Below are 22407 nucleotides of genomic sequence, written 5' to 3'. Positions count from 1 at the left end.
TTCCGTGGCAAAATACAATCGTACTTCAACAGGCTCAGTATGACAGCTGATTTTGTTCTTCGAATTGATGATTCTATAATCGACAGGCTGGGAATGATAATTTTTTACAGATTTACTATATTCAAATACATGATTCTTCCGTGGTTTCAGCGGTTCCGTGGCCAAATACAATTTGTACTTCGACAGGCTCAGTATGACAGCTGATTTTGTTCTTCGAATTGATGATTCTATAATTTGGCATTCTGGGAATGATAATTTTTTACAGATTCACTACATTAAAATACATGATTCTTCCCTGGTTTCAGCGGTTCCGTGGCGAAATACAATCGTACTTCGACAGGCTCAGTATGACAGCTGATTTTGTTCTTCGAATTGATGATTCTATAACCGACAGGCTGGAAATGATAATTTTTTACAGATTTACTGCATTCAAATACATGATTCTTCCGTGGTTTCCGTGTTTCCGTGGCCAAATATAAATCGTACTTCGACAGGCTCAGTATGACAGCTGATTTTGTTCTTCGAATTGATGATTCTATAATCGACCGGCTGGAAATGATAATTTTTACAGATTTACTGCATTCAAATACATGATTCTTCCGTGGTTTCCGTGTTTCCGTGGCGAAATATAATCGTACTTCGACAGGCTCAGTATGACAGCTAATTTTGTTCTTCGAATTGATGTTTCTATAATTTGGCATTCTGGAAATGATATTTTTTACAGATTTACTGCATTCAAATACATGATTCTTCCGTGGTTTCCGTGTTTCCGTGGAAAAATACAATTGTACTTCAACAGGCTCCATGTTAACAACCTCTTATAGTTAAGCATTTTTTCCTAACCCATGAATATAAGCCGTCGGCGTAACACCAAACTCTTTTTTAAACGCTTTAGTAAAATAAGATTGTGTCTGGATTCCAATTCTGTACATCACTTCTGTCATTAAAACATCTTCGGTTTTCATAATCTCAACAGCTTTACGCAGCCTCGCTGAACGTACAAATTCTCCGATTGATTGCCCGGTGATGGATTTGAGTTTCTGGTAGAGTTTTGTTCTGCTCATGCCTATTTCCTTGCACAAATAGTCGATATCCATTTCCGGATTTATCATTTGGGCATTGATGATGGAAAGGAGTTGATTCATGAAAAGTTTATCCTTTTCTGAATGCACTAAATCCCGTGGCTGAATTTCTTTATTCTTCGAATAGTGGTCTTTTAGTTTTTGCCGCTGTTCGAAAATATTACGGATAGTAATAAGCAGTAAATTCGTATTAATGGGCTTGGTAAAATAGAGATCTGCACCAGATTCAGCGCCTTCTATTTCTGCTTCGACACTGTTTTTTGCCGTCAGCATTAAAAAAGGAATATGGCTGGTTTCTATATTTTCTTTTATGATTTTGCAAAATTCGGTACCGTTCATTCCCGGCATCATTACATCGCTAATGATCAGATTGGGCAAATATTGCTGCGCCATTTCTACACCATTTATCCCATCTGCGGCTTCGGTAATTTGATATTGTGCAGCTAAGGTATCTCTTAGAAACATCCGCAACTCATCGTTATCATCTACAATTAAAATGGTTGGTGCCTCTTCATTATCAATTGTAACAGGCTGCACGACAGCCAATTTTTCCGTTTCGTTTTGATAGGTAATACTTTCTAATCGGGTGCCACCGGATGTGGTACTTTGAGTGAATTGTTCATCGATATTATAATCGATTTTGAGGATCGGAATGCCAATAATAATTTCTGTTCCCTGGTTCCGCTCACTCGAAACCCTAATCAGCCCTTTATGCAGTAAGGTTAAGCTTTTTACAAAGGCTAAACCTACGCCAGAACCCAAATGCGATTCCGTAATCCGGTAATAACGTTCAAATAAATGCTGAATGGAATCTTTAGAAATCCCTATTCCACTGTCAACCACCCGGAAGTAAACATATTCAGTGCCGCGATAATCACTTTCAATATTCAGCTGGTTTTCAAAAAGCGGAACAATGCCATTTAGTGAGTTTAAGACCTGGATTTTTAGCTCACCACCTGCTTTGGTGTATTTTAAAGAATTGTTTACCAGGTTAAGAATAATCTTTTCGATAATTTGCCTGTCAAACCAAACCTCAGCGAGTAGGTTCTCTTTTTCTACTGTGAACTTAATGTTTTTATCAGCAGCCATTTCCCTGAACTCTTCCGCAATTTCATTTACAAAAAGATCAAGATTTCCTGCGGTTACGTTCAGCTTTAACGCTCCTGAAGCCGTTTTTCTAAAATCCATTAACTCATTAATCAGCCTGAGCAAACGGTTAGCGTTGCGGTGAATGGTGTTGTAATAGTTTTGAAAAGATTCTTGTGTATCTTCATTCAGTAAACGTTCAATCGGCCCGAGAATCAGCGAAAGCGGGGTACGGAACTCATGCGAAATATTGGTGAAAAACTGGAGTTGGGTCTGGTGAATCTCTTCTCTTTTTTCTTCTTCAATTTTCCGCAGTTCCAGTCTGCGCCGAAAACTCAAAGCCAGGTAGGTGAGGTAAATTGCGGCAGCAACCACGGCCAGCCTGAACCACCAGCTGGCCCAGAATGGTGGCGAAATGTTTAACTCAATTGCTACACCTTTTTTGTTCCAAATGCCATCATTATTAGCTGCACGAACTTTAAATGTATAAGTCCCGGGATCAAGATTGGTGTAAACCGCTTGCCGGCTGTTGCCAATATTAATCCATTCCTTGTCTTCACCCTCCAGCTTATAGGCATAATTATTATTCTCGCTCGATACATAATTCAGCGCTGCAAACCGAAAGGATACGGTTGCCTGATCGTAATCTAATTTTATCTTTTTGGTATAGCTGATGTCGTTTTCTAAAAGATCTCCATCCGTTTGCGGCGTAATCACCTTATTAAAAATCTTTAACTCCGTAAGGTAAACGGGCGGTACAAATGCATTGGTTTTAATATCCTTCGGAAAAAAAGAGTTAAACCCGTTTATTCCGCCAAAAAACATTTCGCCGTTTTTGGTTTTGAGGAAGGCATTAGATTCGAATTCTAAGCCTTGCAAGCCATCAGCAGCATTATATTTTTTAAAGGTGTGGTGCTGTGGATTATATTTGGTTAAGCCGTTGGCGGTAGAGATCCACAGGTTGCCTTGTTCATCTTCGGTAATTCCCTTGATAAAAGTAGTAGCGAGGCCACCGCGTGGTGTAGCAATTGAGAATTTATTTTGTTGGGCATTAAAACGGTAAAGACCTGCCTGGCCAATCCATAAACCACCTTTCCCATCAACAAAGATTACCCTCAGATCTGGCTTTTTGCCACCTTCGGTAAAGTAATGCGTAAATACCTTCGTTTTCAGATTGTAACGGTTCAGGCCACCATCGTCGGTGCCGATCCACAGGTTTTTTGCAAGATCTTCGTTTATCGCTACGATATTATTGCCAATTAACCGCGAACCATTTGCGCCCTCTACAATCCTTTCGAAACGGTTTGTTTCTGGTTTAAAGAGGTTCAAACCACCATAATAGGTGCCAATCCACAGGTTATGCTCGCTGTCTTCGAAAGATTTCTGCACATAATCAGATGAAATAGAAGAGGGGTTATTGTCGTGATGTTGGTATCGGGTAAAAGTTCCATCGGCGTTCATCCGGTTTAATCCGCCGGCCCAGGTACCCACCAACAGCCCGTCTGTAGTGTTGGTGATATCCAGAATGGCATCAGCACCGATAGATTTTGGATCAAAAGGATTGAACCGGTAATGTTTAAAAGACTGTTTTTTCTTGTTATAAACATCCAGTCCGCCGCCATCTGTGCCAATGTATAATTCGCCATTATTAGCTTCGTAAAACGCCCTGACATCGTTGTAACTTAAACTGTTTTGATCTGGCTCCTGCCTGAATAAATTGAATTTTTCTGCCTGCGGACTATAAAGGTTAACGCCACCCCGGTGCGTACCCACCCATAAATTGCCCTGCTTATCTACAAAAAGGGCAGAAACCGTTCTTTGCGAAAGGCTTGAGGCATTGCCAGCCTTGTTCTCGTAATGGCTAAACTGATCTGTAGCCGGATTGAAGTGATTCAGCCCACCATTAATACCACCCACCCAAACTTTATTTTGCTGATCAAACGCAATTGCCCTTACCAGATTACTGCCAATACTGTTATTATTTTTTTCTTCGTGAAGGTAAGTTTTAACTGCATTGCGTTGCGGATTAAAATGAATGAGGCCATTTTCTTCTGTCGCCATCCAGAATGAACCATCTCTGGCTTTTTCTATCACCCTGATTTTGTAACCGCTTAATTTATTTTCTGAAGTTCGCCTGGTGGTATTAAGAAGGTCTACGCCGGTATCGGTAGCGATCCAGAGTTGATGATTAGCATCGCTGTACAGATCGTTAATAAAATCTTTCCTCGCGCCAGCCTGCTTGGTACTTTTATACAAGAAAGGAGTGAGGCTTTGATTTTTTTCGTTGGTTTGGAAAAGTCCGCCGCCATAAGTGCCTACCCATATGCCTTGTTTATTTTCGGTAATGGTGGTAATGATATTACTGTTTGCCGGACTGGCATAATGGGTAAATTTATTTTCTTCAGGATTGAATTTGTTAAGTCCGTTTGAAGTCCCGATCCATATGTTACGATCCTTATCTTCTATCATACACCTGATAAAATTATCGCTGATGCTGCCGGGTTTGCCATTGCTTTTAAAAGCGGTGATCTGGTTGCCATCGTAACGGTTCAAACCATCTCGGGTACCGAACCAGATGAAACCACGGTGATCCTGAAAAATACATTCGATGGTGCTGTTGGATAAACCATGCTCTACGTTAATGTGCTTAAATTTCAAATTTTGTCCGTAGCCGTTTATGGCAAATACAAGGAGTAAAAGGAACAAAATAAATTTAGCTTGACGAATCATTTAGTGGGTGCCTGCGCAATTTTAGGGCTTCCAAATGTAATTGATTTTTCTCCTTCTTTAATGGATGGGGTATGCTTTATAAGCAAATAGGGCGATATTATGACGAATAGCACAAAAAGAATGCACGATAGCACAAAGAGAAAGGAAGGATAAAGGGTTTATTTGTATCCATAATTCTAACCGATATTTCTATGCAGATGATTACTTTTTTCTTCAATGGTAACAAGCGAATGTTCATGCTATTACTATTGATTTTTACCCACGGATTTCTTTTTGCACAACAGGCCACCATCACCGGCGTGGTGAAAACGGCTCCGGATAATTTGGGTATGCCTGGGGTAAGCGTTCGATTAAAAGGAACAGCTACCGCAACTTCGACTGATGGAAATGGAAACTTCACCATTAAAATTCCCACCAGCGGAACTTTACTATTTACCTCTGTAGGCTACAAGGTGCAGGAAATTCCGGTTTCTAAATCTACCACTTTAACCATTACCCTCACCGAAGATGCATCTACTTTAAATGATGTAGTGGTTGTAGGTTATGGTACCACCAGAAAACAAGATTTAACAGGTTCTGTTGCCGTGGTAGGGGTAAAAGACTTTCAAAAAGGAAGCATTACTACCCCAGAGCAAATGCTTTCCGGTAAAGTTTCTGGAGTCGCGATTACTTCTAACAGTGGTCAGCCAGGTGCAGGAAGCACCATCCGCATTCGTGGAGGTTCATCTTTAAATGCCAGTAACGATCCGTTATTTGTAATTGATGGCGTGCCTTTAGAGAGTGGCGGGGTTTCCGGTGCTTCTAATCCATTAAGTTTCATCAACCCGAATGATATTGAGAGTTTTACGGTATTAAAAGATGCATCTGCCGCTGCCATATATGGTGCCAGGGCATCGAACGGTGTCATTATCATCACCACTAAAAAAGGCTTAAGTAACGAATTAAAGGTTGCTTTCAACTCTGTTAACGCTGTATCCAAAATTGTAAAGCAATTGGAAGTGTTAAGTGCCGATGAGATCCGCTCTATTGTAAACCAAAGAGGAACTGCTGCTCAAAAAGCACAGCTGGGCGGTTTTAATACCAACTGGCAGGATCTGATTTATCAGGATGGATTCTCCAGCGATAATAACCTGAGCATTAGCGGTGGCATCAAGAAATTGCCCTACCGGATTTCGGTGGGTTATCAAAATCAGACTGGTTTGTTACGCACCGATCAGTTAGAGAAAACTTCTGCTGCTTTGGTATTAAATCCCCGCTTTTTTGATAATCACTTAAAGGTAGATTTAAACCTGAAAGGGAGCATGCAAAAAACGCGTTTTGCCAACACTGCAGCCATCGGCGGTGCGGTAAGTTTCGACCCGACACAGGCTACTTATACCAATAGATCTGCATACAATGGTTACTGGGAATGGCTTGATCCAACCAGCCCCACAGGTTTAACCAATTTAGTGGGTAGAAACCCGGTAGGTTTACTGGAACAAAGAGAAGACCGTGCCAGGCCAATGAGAAGTATTGGTAACTTACAACTGGATTATTCTTTCCACTTTTTGCCAGAATTACACGCCAATTTTAATGCCGCTTATGATGTTGCAACAGGAAAAGGAACAGTTTATGTTGATCCGAATGCTGCCGAATCTATCGTCAGTAACGGAGTAAGCAATGAATATAAAACCAACAGACAAAACACTGTTCTGGATTTTTACCTGAACTATGTAAAAGAATTTAAATCGATTAAAAGCAGGATAGATGCAACAGCAGGTTACTCTTATAATGATTATTTAACCACGCAATATTTTTATCCGGTTTTTGATGCAGTGGGAAATAAGGTGGCCAATTCTGATCCGGCTTTCGCATTCAACAAACCTCAATATCGCTTAATTTCTTACTTCGGAAGGTTTAATTACAACTTTGACGAACGCTTTTTGCTAACCGCTACAGTTCGCCGTGACGGATCTTCTCGTTTTGGTCCGGCTTTTAAATATGGTACTTTCCCTTCTGTTGCCTTAGCATGGACGGCCAAGAACGAAACCTTCCTGAAAAATATTGATGCCATTTCCAACTTAAAAGTTCGGGCCAGTTATGGTATTACTGGGCAGCAGGATGGAATTGATAACTATGGTTACTTATCAACTTACGGCTTAAGCTCATTAAATGCGCAATACCAGTTTGGCGATACTTTTTATCAGATGTACCGCCCCAGCGCCTACATTGCTAACATTAAATGGGAGGAAACAGCCACAGCCAATATCGGTTTAGATTTTGGTTTATTTGACAACCGCATTAGTGGTAGCTTAGATTTCTACCAGAAAAAAACCAGCGATTTATTAAACAGGATTCCACAGCCTGCCGGAACAAATTTCGCGGCTACGGCAATTGTAAATGTGGGCGATATGAAAAATGAAGGTGTGGAAATGACGTTGAATTTCAATCCGGTTAAAACAAAAGATTTCAACTGGGACTTTAGCGTAAACGCCACATACAATAAAAATACCATTACCAATCTTACTGTAGTACCTAACGATCCAAATTACCCGGGTTTTCCCAGTGGTTCAATTGCTGGTGGTGTGGGCGGTCAGTTTGTCTTCTTAAATGCTGTAGCCGGTCCGAAAAGTACTTTTAACCTATTTGAACAAGTTTACGATCAGGCAGGAAACCCGATTGAGGGCGTATATGTAGATCAGAATGGCGACGGTACCATTACAGCCAGTGATTTGAAGAAAGGTAAACAGGCAGATCCAAAATTATTCTTAGGCTTTAGTAATAATCTGAGCTATAAAGACTGGAATCTTTCCTTCACCTTAAGGGCGAATTTGGGTAATTACGTTTACAATAATAACTACAGCCAAAGCGGAAACCTGGCGCAAATTACGGGTACATCTGTAATTCTTAACGCTTCGCCAAACTACCTTACCACTAATTTCAGAACACAGCAATTATTAAGCGATTACTATGTTCAGAATGCATCGTTTCTGCGGATGGATAACATCAACTTGGGTTATTCCTTCGGACAGTTATTCAATAGCAAAGCGAAGTTACAGCTAACAGGAAGTGTACAAAACGTATTTGTGATTACGAAATACAAGGGACTTGATCCTGAGGTTGCTTCGGGTATTGATAACAATATCTATCCAAGACCTCGTGTATATTCTCTGGGTTTAAATCTTAATTACTAACGATTTACAATAAATACGATGAACCGTTTTAATAAAAAATATATGAAACTACGTGTTTTACAAATGTTCCTGTTGATTTGCAGTGCCTCTGTTTTGATGGTATCGTGCACGAAACTGGATCTTACCCCAACCAACGATTTAATTGCAGACAATGTATATACCAGCGTTGGCGGCTACAAACAATCTTTAGCCAAAGTTTATGGCGCTTTTGCCCTTACCGGAAATGCATCTGTTGGGCAGCCCGATATTCCTACAGAAATTATAAAAGATGAAGGTAATTCAGATTTCCTTCGTTTATACTGGAATTTGCAGGAACTTACCACCGATGAGGCAGTTTGGTCCTGGCAAAGTGATGGTGGCATTTTAGGTCTGCACGAATTAAACTGGTCTTCAACAAACTCCATCATCAATGGCTTATATTACCGTTCTTACTTTCAGATCACCCTTTGTAATGATTTTATTAACCAGTCTTCTGATGATAACCTGAATAAAAGGGGCATTACCGGTGCAGATGCAGATCAGGTACGCAAGTTCAGGGCAGAGGCGCGTTTCATCAGGGCTTTTCAGTACTCGGTATTGATGGACCTTTATGGCAACCCGCCTTTTGTTACCGAAACAACAGAAATTGGTGGCAAAGAGTTGCCGAAACAGATCGCCCGTAAAGACTTATTTGCCTACATAGAATCTGAACTTAAAGCCATTGAAAGTGATTTGGCCGCTCCAAAAGCGAACGAATACGGACGTGCAGATCAGGCAGCCGACTGGGCCTTATTAAGCCGGATTTATTTAAATGCTGAGGTGTACACCGGTACCGCCAGGTATACTGATGCCATTACTTATTGCAACAAAATAACCGGAGCTGGCTACGCTTTGCATAATAATTACCGCGAACTGACCCTTGCAGATAACCATTTAAACAAAGACGAATTTATTTTAACCATTAATTACGATGGTACCAGTACACAGAATTTTGGTGGAACCACTTACTTAATGCATGGCCCCGCAGGTGTACCTGCAGAGGTATCTGGCTCTAGTGGTAACTGGGGTGGTTTGCGCATTACGCAACAGTTTGTGAATCTGTTTGCAGACAGAACCGGTGCAACTGATAGCCGGGCACAGTTCTACATGACCGGACAAAACCTGGAGGTAACAGATTTGTATACTTCCACTGATGGATACTCGAGCACAAAATACAGAAATAAAACCCGTTCCGGCGGCGCGGCGCCTCACCAGGATGTGGCGAAAGATTTCTCTGACATCGATTTCCCGCTATTCCGTTTAGGCGAAACTTACCTGACTTATGCCGAAGCTGTTTTAAGAGGCGGTACCGGCGGTAGCTTAACCACTGCCTTGGATTATGTAAACCGCCTGCGTACCCGTGCTTATAACGGAACTGCAGCCGGAAACATTACCCAGGGTGCTTTAACTACCGATTTTATTTTAGATGAACGTGGCAGGGAACTTTGGTACGAGGCTTTCAGAAGAACCGATTTAATTCGCTACAACAAATTTACTACTGCTGCTTATTTATGGGCCTGGAAAGGTGGGGTAAGAAATGGAGCAGGCGTAAGCAGCAAATTTTCGCTTTATCCTCTGCCGCCAACAGATCTTTCTGCTAATCCAAACCTCCGTCAAAACCCTGGTTACTAATTAACGCTTCAGAAAATGAAAAAAATATTTAATCTATTATCCGTTATACTTCTTTTGTGTGCCGTAATATTCGGCTGCAAAAAGGAAGAGAGCACCAATGTAATTGCTGTACCATCTGCCGCAACACTGGCCTTTAAAAGTTCGGCTCCGGCGGTTGTGCTCACAACTGCAAACGATGCTGCTAATGTGGTTACCTTTAGTTTTAATGCCGCAAATTTCGGTACTGCCGTGGTGCCCACTTATTCCTTAGAGTTTGATCTTCCTGCAGATACCATTGGTGCAAACGCCTGGGCAAACGCGGTAGTGGTGAAACTTCCGGAAGGTGCCTTATCAAAAGTCTACACTGGCGCAGATTTTAATTCGCTAACCGGTGTACAACTTAATTTGCCTACCGGAACTGTAAGTACATTGGCAGTAAGGCTAAAGGCAGAAGTAAACCAGAATACTGGTGTGGCCTCTTCAATAAAACCCGTTTATTCTACCCTAACGTTAACGGTAAATCCATACAAAGTTATTGTTGAATACCCTGCATTATTGGTTAAAGGAGGGAATTCATGGAAAACACCAGGCGTTAGAACCAATGGCTTTTTACTGGCTTCAGCGAAGTTTAACAGTAAATATGAAGGCTACCTGAACTTACCAAATGCTGATGGTTTCGGTGGCGATGCTTTTCAACTGGTATCTACTTTAGATGCAAATAAAGTATACGGTTGGGGCGGAACAGCCACCACCATGAGTTTGAACAGTGGGAATTTATACCTCACCCCATCACCAGCCTACCTGAAAGTGAATGCCGATGTTGATGCATTAACCATTACCTATACCCCGGTTAAATTCTTCATCTCAGGTGATGATAATGGCTGGAGCACCTCATCTACGCCGTTAAATTTCAATGCGGCTACAGGTAAACTGGAAGCGGCAAATGTAGCACTAACAGCTGGGAAAACTTTTGTATTTACCTGCAATGGTGGTTACGATATCTGCTACAAAGCCGATGCTAAAGGCACACTTGTTTTTGGTGGAACCGGCGGAACTGGTGTAAATATTCCGGTAACTAAAACAGGTGTTTTCACGGTTACCTTAGATTTAAGTGCCGGAGATGGAAATTATACTTACACCATTAAATAAAAATCGACATGTTTAAAGCAAAATATATAAAACGGGTTGGTTTTATGGCCATCATCCTCATAGCTACTTTAGGCTGTAAGAAAACCATTAAAGGAGAAACACAAATCTACCCGGAACCAGATCCGGTTGGTACTTACGCCAAAGGTGCTGATGTAAGTTGGGTAACTGAAATGGAAGCCGTAGGGCAAAAGTTCTTCAATAGTGCTGGTGTGCAACAGGATTTATTTACCATATTGAAAGATAAGGGTATCAATACCATCCGCTTAAGGGTTTGGGTTAATCCAACCACTGGTTACAATAATACTGCTGATGTACTGGCAAAAGCAAAGCGTGCAAAAGCAGCCAATATGCGCGTGCTGATTGATTTTCATTACAGCGACTCATGGGCAGATCCTGCGCAGCAGAATAAACCTGCGGCTTGGGCAAATCAGGATTTTACTACATTAAAAGCCTCGGTTCGCAGTCACACGGTGGCCGTTTTAACGGCTTTGAAAGCAGAAAATATCATCCCCGAATGGGTGCAGGTTGGGAATGAAACCAACGATGGCATGTTGTGGAACGATGGTAAAGCTTCGGTAAGCATGAAAAACTTTGCCGAATTAATTCAGGCCGGTTATGAAGGCGTTAAATCGGTAAACCCGGCTTCAAAAGTTGTGGTGCATATTTCCAATGGCTTCGACAACAGTTTGTTCCGGTGGATTTTCGATGGATTAAAGGCTAATGGTGCAAAATGGGATGTAGTAGGCATGTCGCTCTATCCAACGGCTGCAGACTGGTCTGCCAAAAACACACAATGTCTGGCCAATATGAATGATATGGTTGCCCGTTATGGCTCAGAAGTGATGATTTGCGAAGTGGGAATGCCGGTTGCCGATGCGGTAGCCTGCAGAGATTTTATAAAAGATATTATGGCCAAAAATAAATCTCTTGCCAACAATAAAGGGCTGGGTGTTTTTTACTGGGAGCCACAATCTTATAATAGCTGGAGTGGCTATAAGTTGGGCGCTTTTGATGATTCGGGTAAGCCAACGGTTGCGATGGATGCATTTTTACCTTAATTTGCAGGCCATTAAATTCGTAATATCATCACCTATTCATTATTTTTTTTTTAGCCGGGCTGATCGGGTCCGGCTATTTTTAAAGCCCTTTTGCATATGATTTTAAATAAACAATATTTACTTTCATTTCTTTTTACCTGTTTAGGTTTTCTCGCAACTGCCCAAAATAAGCAAGGCATTTATGTAGATCCCAAAGGTGTGATCCGCTGGGAAAAAGACCACCGGGAAGCCGCATTTTTCGGAACCAATTATACCGCACCCTTTGCTTATGGTAATCGTGCCATCCTAAAAACAGGGATTAGCGCAGAACAAGCCATTAAAGATGACGTTTATCATTTTTCCAGGTTGGGGTTAGATGCCTTCAGAGTGCATGTGTGGGATACAGAAATTTCTGATTCTTTGGGGAATTTGATTAATAATGAACATTTAAGATTGTTCGATTTCCTGCTGGCCGAACTGAAAAAAAGAAAGATTAAAACGCTGGTTACACCGATTGCTTTCTGGGGAAACGGCTACCCTGAAAAGGATGAACGCACCGGAAGTTTTTCCGGCAAATACGGTAAACACGATGCCTTAATTAATGAAGCAACTTTTTTGGCACAGGAAAATTACCTGAAGCAATTCTTCAAACATAAAAATCCATATACGGGTTTAACTTTTCAGGAAGATGCTGATATTCTGGCCACGGAGGTAAACAATGAACCGCAACACAGCGGCACAGCCGACAGAACCACCGAATATATTAACAGAATGGCGAATGCCATTAAAAGTACCGGGTGGACGAAACCTATTTTCTACAACATTAGCGAGTCGCCAAAATACGCGGCGGCCATTGTAAAAGCAGACGTTAAAGGCCACAGTTTTCAATGGTACCCCACAGGTTTAGTAGCCGGGCATACCTTAAAAGGAAATTTTTTGCCGAATGTTGCCGCCTATAAAATTCCGTTCGATACCATTCCGGCCTTTAAAAACCGTGCAAAGGTAGTTTATGAATTTGATGCCGGCGATGTGATGGCGCCGATCATGTATCCGGCCATGGCAAAGAGCTTCAGGGCTGCCGGCTTCCAATGGGCCACGCAGTTTGCTTATGATCCAATGGCAACAGCTTATGGCAATACCGAATACCAAACGCATTACCTGAGCCTGGCTTATACGCCAGAAAAGGCCATTAGTTTATTAATCGCTTCGAAAGTATTTCATCAGCTTCCACGTCTTTTTAAACAAGGCAGCGAAACCAGTTTTGGCAATTTCAGGTTAGATTATCAAAAATCGCTCAGCGAAATGAACACTGCTGAAGCCTTTTATTATACCAATTCTACGGATACAAAACCCCTTAATGCTGCAAAACTAAAGCACATTGCCGGCGTGGGCAACTCTCAGTTGGTGAATTATCAGGGTAAAGGCGCCTATTTTATAGATCAGGTGGCTAATGGGATTTGGCGACTGGAAGTAATGCCTGATGCTGTTCCAATAAGTGATCCATTTGCTAAAGCATCACCGCAAAAAACCGTGACGGCCATCAGCTGGGTAAAATCCGATATGAAAATTAACCTGCAAGATCTTGGAACTGAATTTGGGATAAAAGGCTTAAATGCTGGAAATGCCTATACCGCTTCTGCTGCCCGGGGCGAATTTGAAATCACACCAGGAACATATCTGTTGGTGAAAAAAGGAGTGAAGCCGGCTTTTAACGCCAAAGATCCTTACCAGAACATCTTGCTTGGAGACTTTGTAGCACCGCAGCCGAGTTTAAACCGCGTTTTCGTAAAACATACTGCACATCAAACAGCAAGTGAGAATGTAGATCTTAAACTCCATATTGATGCCTTTGGCTTAAACAGGGATGATTCTGTTTACATAGAACTAAACAATGCAGCCGGGCAGTGGAAGCGTATCGGTTTGAAAAAGGGTGCTGATGGCATCATCGCTACCATTCCTGCAGATTTTATCAAAGCTGGTCTGCTGAATTACAAAGTTATAGTGAAGCAGGCTGAAGGCGGTTTTGTTACCTTCCCGGGAAATATTTCAGGCAATCCTGATGCCTGGGATAGGTTGGAGACGGAAAGTTATCAAACTTACGTAGTTGCGAAAAATGCACAACTGGAGATTTTTAATCCGGAGACTGACCGAAATAACATCAGTATTTATAACCCCGATTGGAAAAACAATAAGATGGAATTCACTTCTTCTGAACATCCATTAAACCTGGAATTAAAACTCTCGATGAATGCGGATGAGAAGCAGGCAATTATGGGCTTTCAAACTTACATTGCAGATTACCTGTCTGGAAGAACAACTGATTTAGCTGGCATGAAAATATTGGTAATCAGGTTACAATCAACCATTACAAACACAAAAGTTAAGGTAGGATTAATTGATACAGGAGCTCATTTCTTCTCGAAAGAGATTTCGGCTAATCAGGAGTTTCAGGAAATTGAAATCCCGTTAAACCAGTTCAAACCCGATCGGCAGTTGTTATTGCCACGGCCATATCCGGGTTTTCTTCCGCTGTATTACCAATCGCCAACAAAAGCAGATTTTGATTTGAAAAAAGTTGAAAAACTAGAAGTTACGTTCGGTTACAGGGAATCAGTTGAACCAGTTACTTTAACCTTATCATCTGTTTATTTAAAATAAGCTTTGTAAAAAGAGCGATATACATTGCTTTGCTCGGGGCTTAACACCATATTCTTTTTATCTTGATCATTTATGAAAATTAAAATGCTTATTAAACAGCATCCAATTAATGTTATGCGAAGATCTTATCCGTTCAAAACCTTTCTTTTACTGCTATTTTTCGTTACAACAACGTTAACTGTTTCCAGTCAGCAAAGAACTGAAGTTTTGCTCACTGACGGATGGAAGTTTTCTAAAGGTAACAATGATGCGTCTTTTGCTAAAGATTTTAACGATCGCGCCTGGAAAACTGTTACTGTGCCACACGATTGGGCAATAGAAGGCCCTTTTGATAAGGAAATTGATAAACAGATGGTGGCAATTGTACAAAATGGAGAATCAAAGCCGAGTGAGAAAACAGGCCGTACCGGTGCATTGCCTTACATTGGCGAAGCCTGGTACCGCAACAGCTTTAGCATACCTGCCAGTACGAAAGGTAAGCAGGTAATCCTGCAATTTGATGGCGCCATGAGTGAGCCGAAAGTTTACCTGAATGGCGTAAAAGTAGGGGAGTGGAATTACGGTTATAACTATTTCTATATTGATATTACTGATCATATTCTGGCAGGACAAAAGAATGTGTTGGCCGTTCATTTAAATAACCAGCCTAAATCGTCGCGCTGGTATCCGGGTGCAGGTTTGTACCGCAATGTTCGCCTGATTACAAAAGATAAGGTAAGCATTGAGCAATGGGGGGTGAGTATTACTACACCGGAAGTAAGTAAGGCTTTTGCAAAAGTAAATATCAAAACCAGGCTTTCTGCAACCGGTGCTAAACTGGTTACGCAAATTTTAGATAACAAAGGCCGGTTGGTGATGAGCGATACAGCGAAAACGTTTTTTGGCAATGCCGCCGATCAGAATATTAAAATTTCAAATCCGGATTTATGGAGTCCTGAAACGCCATATTTATACACCGCGGTTTCGAAGTTATATCAGGGAAATAAACTTTTAGATGAGGTGACTACGCGTTTCGGGGTAAGAAGCATCAGTTATGTGGCCGGAACAGGTTTCAGCCTGAATGGTACTGTTCGTAAATTTAAAGGTGTTTGTTTGCACCATGATTTAGGTCCGCTGGGTACGGCCATTAACGTTGCTGCACTGCGCAGGCAATTAATGATTTTGAAAGATATGGGATGCGATGCCATTCGCAGTTCGCACAATATGCCATCTTTAGAGCAGTTGGAATTATGTGATGAACTTGGTTTTATGTTCCTGGCCGAAACTTTCGATGAGTGGGCAAAGGCAAAAGTAGAAAATGGTTATCACCGTTTCTTCCAGCAGGATGCAGAAAAAGATGTGGTCAATTTAGTGAAGGCCACCAGAAACCATCCCTGTATTGTGATGTGGAGTTCGGGCAATGAAGTGCCAGATCAGTTTGGTGCCGAAGGAGTTAAACGGGCAAAATGGTTACAGGAAATTTTCCATAGAGAGGATCCTACCCGTCCGGTAACCGTGGGCATGGACCAGGTAAAAGCCACTATGGCTTCTGGCTTTGGTGCTTTATTGGATATTCCGGGTTTGAATTACCGTGTTCATTTATATCATGAAGCTTATAAAGCCTTCCCTCAAGGAATGTTATTGGGCTCAGAAACGGCCTCTACAGTAAGTTCCAGAGGGGTTTATAAATTTCCGGTAGTGAAGGCGAAGAACAAAACATACAGCGATTTCCAAAGCTCCTCATACGATTTAGAGTGTTGCGACTGGTCTAACGTACCGGATGATGACTTTGTGATGCAGGATGATAAACCCTGGGTAATTGGTGAATTTGTATGGACAGGTTTTGATTACTTAGGTGAACCTACTCCTTATGATGAAAGCTGGCCATCTCGCAGTTCCTATTTTGGTATGTGTGATTTAGCCGGGATTCCAAAAGACCGTTACTATCTATACCGAAGCAGATGGAATACAGAAAAACCAACTTTGCACCTGCTTCCACACTGGAATTGGGAAGGTAGGGAAGGACAAACTACACCGGTGTTTGCCTATACGAATTATGAAAGTGCAGAGCTTTTCTTAAACGGGAAGAGTTTAGGTGTGCAAAAGAAAAGTAAGGATACTCCGCAGAACCGTTACCGCTTAATGTGGATGGACGTTAAATATGAACCGGGAACGTTAAAAGTAGTGGCTTACGATAAAGCGGGAAAAGCCGTTGCGGAAGAAACCAAAGTTACAGCCGGCAAACCATATCGCATCGTACTTGATCCTGACCGTAAACAAATCGTTGCCGATGGAAAAGACATTTCTTTTGTTACGGCATCTGTAGTGGATAAAAATGGAAACCCATGCCCGACAACACATGAGCGGTTAAATTTTGAAGTAACAGGAGAAGGAAAATTTAAGGCAGTTTGTAATGGCGACGCGACATCACTTGAAATGTTTGATCAGCCGACCATGAAATTATTTAGCGGCAAGCTGGTGATATTGGTACAGTCTACCCGAAAAGAGGGGAAAATGATGCTTAAAGTAAAAGGCAGATCGTTAAAAAGTGCTGAAGTGGCGCTTACCTCCGGAAAATAAGGAGTGGATTAAATTGGGGTTATTACATAAGTTGGTGCGATAAATCGTTCGCTTAGCTCGGTTAATAAGGCGCAAATAACAGCATTCTAAATGTATTATGCTAGCGGTGGTGGGTTAAAACGCCCGTCTTCCTGAATTTGATTCAGCATCTTTGATTTCGCGCTAAAGTCCCTGAACTAAATTCAGGGTGAAGAGGCGTTTAATGGATTCTTCGAAAAACCGTCATTGTGAACTGAAGCAGGGGTTGAGCGTGGGCGTGGAGCAATCTATTCTAGTGGAGGCTTCATTTATCGGCTGGTGTCATCACCTGCCGATAAATTTCCCGCTGCGCTGGCTTGCCCGGCTGGCCGCCGAAGGGCTTTTACTTTTGGCTTGGCCCAAAAGTAACAAACCCAAGGCTTGGACCTGATGTCGGATAGCATTGGGTAAAATTAGGGTGCAGATAGCGAGGTGTTTAGAGTAGTTGCCATCAATAAATCGTCCTTGCGAGGCACGAAGCAATCTATTTCGTAATATCATCGTACGTCCTCCTGAACTCGATGCCATTCTGAATTCATTTCAGAACAGAATCTATTCCTGATGCGAAATCTTCATTGATAGTCGTGAAGCTATAGTTGATACGAAAAATCGTTTTCCCGTGCTGTGAGCAGGGTGTCGATAGCAGAGAGTGATAAGTGTTTTTTTAAGACCTTTCCCTTCATGGAAAAGGTCGATTGTTGATGGTTTCGAATGTTTTCTGATGGTCTTGATCTTAATTTATTGCTGATTCTTTGCTTTCACATCTTCTTCAATCTTCAGGCTTTCCTTGTGGATGGCGTTGAAAACTTCAGTAATAAATTCCGGTGACAAGCCCTGTTTCTGACCAGCTTCGATGTTTTTTTGAAGTACCTGTTGAAAGCGGGCCGTTTGTAAAGGCGGGATATGGTTTTTTGCTTTATAAATTCCAATCTCTTTAACAATAACCTCACGTTTGGCCAATAATTCAACCAACTGCTTATCGAGCGAATCGATTTTTTTCCTATTGCTTTCCAGCCCGTTGGCAGGTGTACCTGACTGTGCAAATACGCGAATGCTGCTAATAAGCACCAAAGCAATCGCAAAGAGTAAACATTTGTCTAGTTTCATAACACCATAACGTTAAATGTTTTCTAAACTGATATTAATCTTAAATTTTTTATATAAACCGTTCTGAAATAATAGAATCGCTTAAAGGCGACCGTTTGTCAATCAAAAAACCTATAAAAAGTATTTGTTAATCTACTTATAATATGGGTAGGTCTATAATATATTTATTCGTTCTAAAAACCCCTTATATTAGTAACATGCCATGTCTATTTCTCCTTAATTACCGCTCAAAAGTTGAACGCTCTTTCGCATAAGTGCCCGAAATGTAAAAACCCCGAAACCTATAGGGTTAGAAGGGGGATTGTTTTTAGTAAAATACTCTCATTTATACCCGTTAAGCGGTTTAAATGTTACCGCTGTTTTAACAGGTTTTATATTTTTTAAGCGTTAAATTTTAATTTTTTAGTTAAACCGATTGTTGATAAAGCAATCGGTTTTTTTTGTGGTTGATTGGGTGGGTGTATCGCAATAGGTATTTTTTTGTTTCGCATATTACCAGTCTGTAATTTGTGTCTGGTTAGTCGCTTTAGCCAGGTTAAATAATCTTTTTTTTAGTGGGTTTAACTGTGATCTTATTCAAGCTTACCAGTTCTCTGCCCCATATTTTGCCTTAGCAATATTCTTCGAAAATTACAGTAGCTCGAAAAAGTCATTACTTCGAAACGCACGTTCGTCACTTCAGAATGCACGTTCGTCAAATAGATCAATTTCGATCTTTTTATTTTCTGAGATTGTGATTCGTATTCTAAAGTAATTACTTAATCGGTAGAGATTTGCTTGCGGACGCTTTAGGAATCGAATTAATAATTATGTAAACTTTAATATTTATTTAGTCACTATGTGCTCTTTCATTTCCAACTGTCTTTTAAAAAAAGATACATATGGTATCAAGTCAGGTCCAATTTTGATTCTTTTGATTTCGTTGAACTTATCGGCGGTAAGTCAAGGTATCAAAAGTATTATTCCACCTTCACCTACTGCCCGTGAATTTGATAAATATATAAATTATGAAGTATCTCTGCAAAATGGTCTTCCAGACATTACTATCCCACTCTACAATATTAAAGTTGGAAAAAATGTTATTCCTTTAGAATTGAAATATCATGCTTCAGGTATAAAGTTTGGCCAAACGAATGGTGATGTAGGTGTAGGTTGGATATTACAGCCCGGGCATCGGGTTTCAAGGACAATTTATGGAAGGCCTGACGAATATTTTGATAAAGCAATTATTCCATCTCACTTCGAAAATAATTGGAAGCGAGATGAATTTTTTTCGCAGCTTATCACAGATGGTGGCATCGGAATGCCAGCAGCATCTAAGTATTTGGATGGGGAGGCCGATCTATTTACTTATTCTACTCCATCACAATCAGGAAGTTTTCTTATTGAGGATAGATATTTAAAGAAGATTCGCCAGATTTCTCATTCAAATCTTTCAATAGATTATAATCAAGCAACGGATAGAAAAATAGATTTTTTTGATATAAAAGATGGTGATGGAGTCAGTTATCGCTTTGGGAAAAATCTTCATGGAGGAAGCATTTTTGTTGAGAACAATTCAGTAAATAATAATGGAACGCTTGCGTATTCATCATGGCTATTGACAGATATGGTTGATTTATTTGGGAATTATGCCAGTTTTAACTATGGAGCCTACCAAGATAATGAATACAATCCTCACAGTACACTTACTATTCAGCAGGGAGGTGATATATCTGTAATTGAAACAGAAATGACAAATATACATTTTGAGCAAGGAAATACAACGTCAACAACGCCAGATGTAAAAAGAATTTCTTCAATTTCTACTGGTCAAGAAAATATACTTTTTTACAGGAGTGCTCCAATGGGTATGATTGATTCTATTCTTGTAAAAACAAATCAAGGAGATCAAATCAAAAAGATTTCATTTCAATACACAACAGGAACGGCACATATATTTTTAGATGAAATTATTATTTCGGGATCTAAAAATTCAGATGTTCAAAAATACGCATTTGATTATCAGAAGAAAAATATTGCTGTATCATTTAATGAATTAAAGCGAGATTATTGGGGATATTATTTAATTAGAGGTAGTTCAGGTGGTGCCACTTTTCCAGACTTTGGTACAGTTACCTATCAACAAAAAGAAGGAGGAAGTTGGGTTACACGAAATGCGGCAAATGATGGACTTTATACCTCTGATTGGAATGCTGATTTATATACTACTCCGGATTATTTTACACTGAAAAAAGTCGTCTATCCTACAGGTGGTAGTACCGAATATGAATATGAAGGCGGCAAATATGGGCTTAATAAAATTGCAGGTATACGTATTAAAAGCATAAAATCAAATGATAATATTAATGGGGAAACTTTGATAAATCAATATACTTATGGATTAGACGCTTCAGGTTATGGCGAAGTTGCTCAAGATCTGGCTAATAGTGATCATTTTATCAATGAATCTCTCTATCTCCGGCTTCAACCCGGTACATCAGATTATATAGCATTTTCTAAAAAGGTATATAGTATGAACCTTCCTGCAGAATTAGCAATGGGAGCATACATTGGCAGCCCTGTTTATTATCAATATGTTACTCAATATTCTTCAAAGACTGCAGCAGGTATTTCTGCGCCATCCGAGACAAATGGAAAAGTAGAATATGTATTCTCTCGCCCTAACGAATATTCACTTACTGGTTTCTCTACCAACCCAAATTATTATATTAAGGAAGCAAGCAATCCTAATAGTTTTATTTCACGTAGGTATTCTACATTGTATATCTCAAACTTCAGACCTTGGGATAAGTCAGTTATCTTGTCTAAATCAGAGTATTCAGTGGTAAATAACATCTATCATTTGAAACAAAAGGAAGATTTTGATTATGAAAATCATGGGTTTGGCACTATCGAAGGTTATAAGGTTAGACCTTTCGCCAATCTAGGTTCTAATTACTCAAATTCAAATAATTATTATGCTTCGGGAATAAATTCAATTTTTGACTTTTCTCCATATTATATTCAGTTTGGTAATAAGTTATTAAAGAAAAAGATTATTACAAGAATATTTAATAATCAAGCCTTAATCGATTCCTCCTACTATTATTATAATAATGATTATCAAATATCCAGAACTGAAACTTGGGGAAGTGATCAAAAAACAACAGTGAGTTCAAATACCTATGCGAAGGATTTGGGTAATATTAATAGTGCCGATGCTTTTTCTTTAGGATTAAAGAATATGCAGTTAAAACATTTGTTAAATATTCCCATTGAAACTGTTACCAGTATAAAACCTTTTGGGAATGCAAATGAATTTATAAAAGAATCAGTCTTATATGAGTTTTTTTCTGATAAACCAAATCTTCATAGAATTTTTAAAATAGAAAGTCCATCATTATTGAACAATTTTTCAAAAATTGCCAATTTAAATGGGGATGTTTTAATTGATACTGGCTATCAACCCCAAATTCAGTTCAATGATTATACTACTACAGGAAATCTTCTTGAACAACAGATGGTTAAAGGACCAGTTTCTTCTTATTTATATAGCTATGATTCCCAATATCCCGTAGCTGAGATCAAGAATGCAAACTATTCCACCATTGAAGCAATTTTAGGATCAGCTACCATAGCTAGTATTGCTTCAGCAATTCCAACAGATGCTCAGATAAAAGAATGGATCGATATATTAAGGGATTCTCCTTTATTAAAAGATGCCCAAATCACATCTTACACTTATAAACCATTAGTCGGGATGACCAGTATGACTGATATCAAGGGTATGACGACTTACTATGAATACGATGAATTTCAGCGTTTAAAGAATGTTAAGGATCAGAATGGAAATATTTTGAAAAGCAACGCCTATCACTACAAAAACTAACGCCTTATGAAAATACAGATTAAACAGCTAATCGCAGGTTTTTTCCTGCTTACCGGCGCACAACAGGCGAATGCCCAACTGGTGGTTAACCAGTATAACAATGAGTCAGAGATCAGTGCCCCTAACAGCGTAACACTGGTGAATGGTTTTCATGCCACCGGCAACCTTCGGATTTTCACCACCGGTGTGAGTTATATAAACTGTCAGTCCTATGTCTCTAATGCAAGCAATTGGAATTGCAATAGTATACTAGAGGTTTTTTTATTGTCAGATTATTTTTTTTGAGAAGCATTACTTTAGATTCCGCT

Annotated in this window: 10 protein-coding genes; 8 read left to right on the top strand and 2 right to left on the bottom strand. The window is 40.2% G+C overall.

The window, feature by feature from the left end; genetic code table 11:
• Window positions 1-824: 824 nt before the first annotated feature.
• Window positions 825-4826 carry a hybrid sensor histidine kinase/response regulator transcription factor gene (locus tag GJU39_RS21335; RefSeq protein ID WP_245228051.1) on the bottom strand — a complete coding sequence of 1334 codons (4002 nt, stop codon included), beginning with the start codon at window positions 4824-4826 and terminating at the stop codon, window positions 825-827.
• A 302-nt stretch (window positions 4827-5128) separates the two neighbouring features.
• Here GJU39_RS21335 and GJU39_RS21330 point away from each other — a divergent pair, with 302 nt between their 5' ends.
• From GJU39_RS21330 to GJU39_RS21305, 6 genes are all read left to right on the top strand, one after another.
• Window positions 5129-8071 carry a SusC/RagA family TonB-linked outer membrane protein gene (locus tag GJU39_RS21330; protein WP_245228050.1) on the top strand — a complete coding sequence of 981 codons (2943 nt, stop codon included), beginning with the start codon at window positions 5129-5131 and terminating at the stop codon, window positions 8069-8071.
• 42 nt (window positions 8072-8113) lie between these two features.
• Complete coding sequence (locus GJU39_RS21325; RefSeq protein ID WP_154283029.1) at window positions 8114-9721, top strand: RagB/SusD family nutrient uptake outer membrane protein; 1608 nt, start codon at window positions 8114-8116, stop codon at window positions 9719-9721.
• Between the two features lie 15 nt (window positions 9722-9736).
• The gene (locus GJU39_RS21320; protein ID WP_154283028.1) at window positions 9737-10849 is read left to right on the top strand and encodes a SusE domain-containing protein; all 1113 of its coding nucleotides are present in this window, start codon (window positions 9737-9739) and stop codon (window positions 10847-10849) included.
• A gap of 8 nt (window positions 10850-10857) precedes the next feature.
• Entirely contained in the window at window positions 10858-11907 is a 1050-nt protein-coding gene (locus GJU39_RS21315) for a glycoside hydrolase family 53 protein (protein ID WP_209437704.1), read from the top strand.
• A gap of 96 nt (window positions 11908-12003) precedes the next feature.
• Window positions 12004-14544, top strand: coding sequence for a membrane or secreted protein (locus GJU39_RS23675; protein ID WP_209437703.1), 2541 nt, complete (start codon window positions 12004-12006; stop codon window positions 14542-14544).
• A 72-nt stretch (window positions 14545-14616) separates the two neighbouring features.
• Window positions 14617-17103 carry a DUF4982 domain-containing protein gene (locus GJU39_RS21305; RefSeq protein WP_245228049.1) on the top strand — a complete coding sequence of 829 codons (2487 nt, stop codon included), beginning with the start codon at window positions 14617-14619 and terminating at the stop codon, window positions 17101-17103.
• 756 nt (window positions 17104-17859) lie between these two features.
• On the opposite strand, the gene GJU39_RS21300 is transcribed toward GJU39_RS21305, so the two are convergent.
• Window positions 17860-18228 carry a chorismate mutase gene (locus tag GJU39_RS21300; protein ID WP_154283027.1) on the bottom strand — a complete coding sequence of 123 codons (369 nt, stop codon included), beginning with the start codon at window positions 18226-18228 and terminating at the stop codon, window positions 17860-17862.
• Window positions 18229-19066: 838 nt separating this feature from the next.
• Between GJU39_RS21300 and GJU39_RS21295 the strand changes: the two genes are divergently transcribed.
• Both GJU39_RS21295 and GJU39_RS21290 read left to right on the top strand, forming a co-directional pair.
• A complete protein-coding gene (locus GJU39_RS21295; RefSeq protein ID WP_154283026.1) occupies window positions 19067-22099 on the top strand; it encodes a hypothetical protein in 3033 nt (1010 codons plus the stop codon).
• Between the two features lie 6 nt (window positions 22100-22105).
• Window positions 22106-22384: a hypothetical protein gene (locus GJU39_RS21290; RefSeq protein WP_154283025.1), complete on the top strand. Its 279-nt coding sequence runs from the start codon at window positions 22106-22108 to the stop codon at window positions 22382-22384.
• Window positions 22385-22407 lie beyond the last annotated feature (23 nt).

The sequence above is a fragment of the Pedobacter petrophilus genome (assembly GCF_009674725.1).
Taxonomy (GTDB): Bacteria; Bacteroidota; Bacteroidia; order Sphingobacteriales; family Sphingobacteriaceae; genus Pedobacter; species Pedobacter petrophilus.
This window is presented reverse-complemented; position numbering and strand designations above follow the sequence as displayed.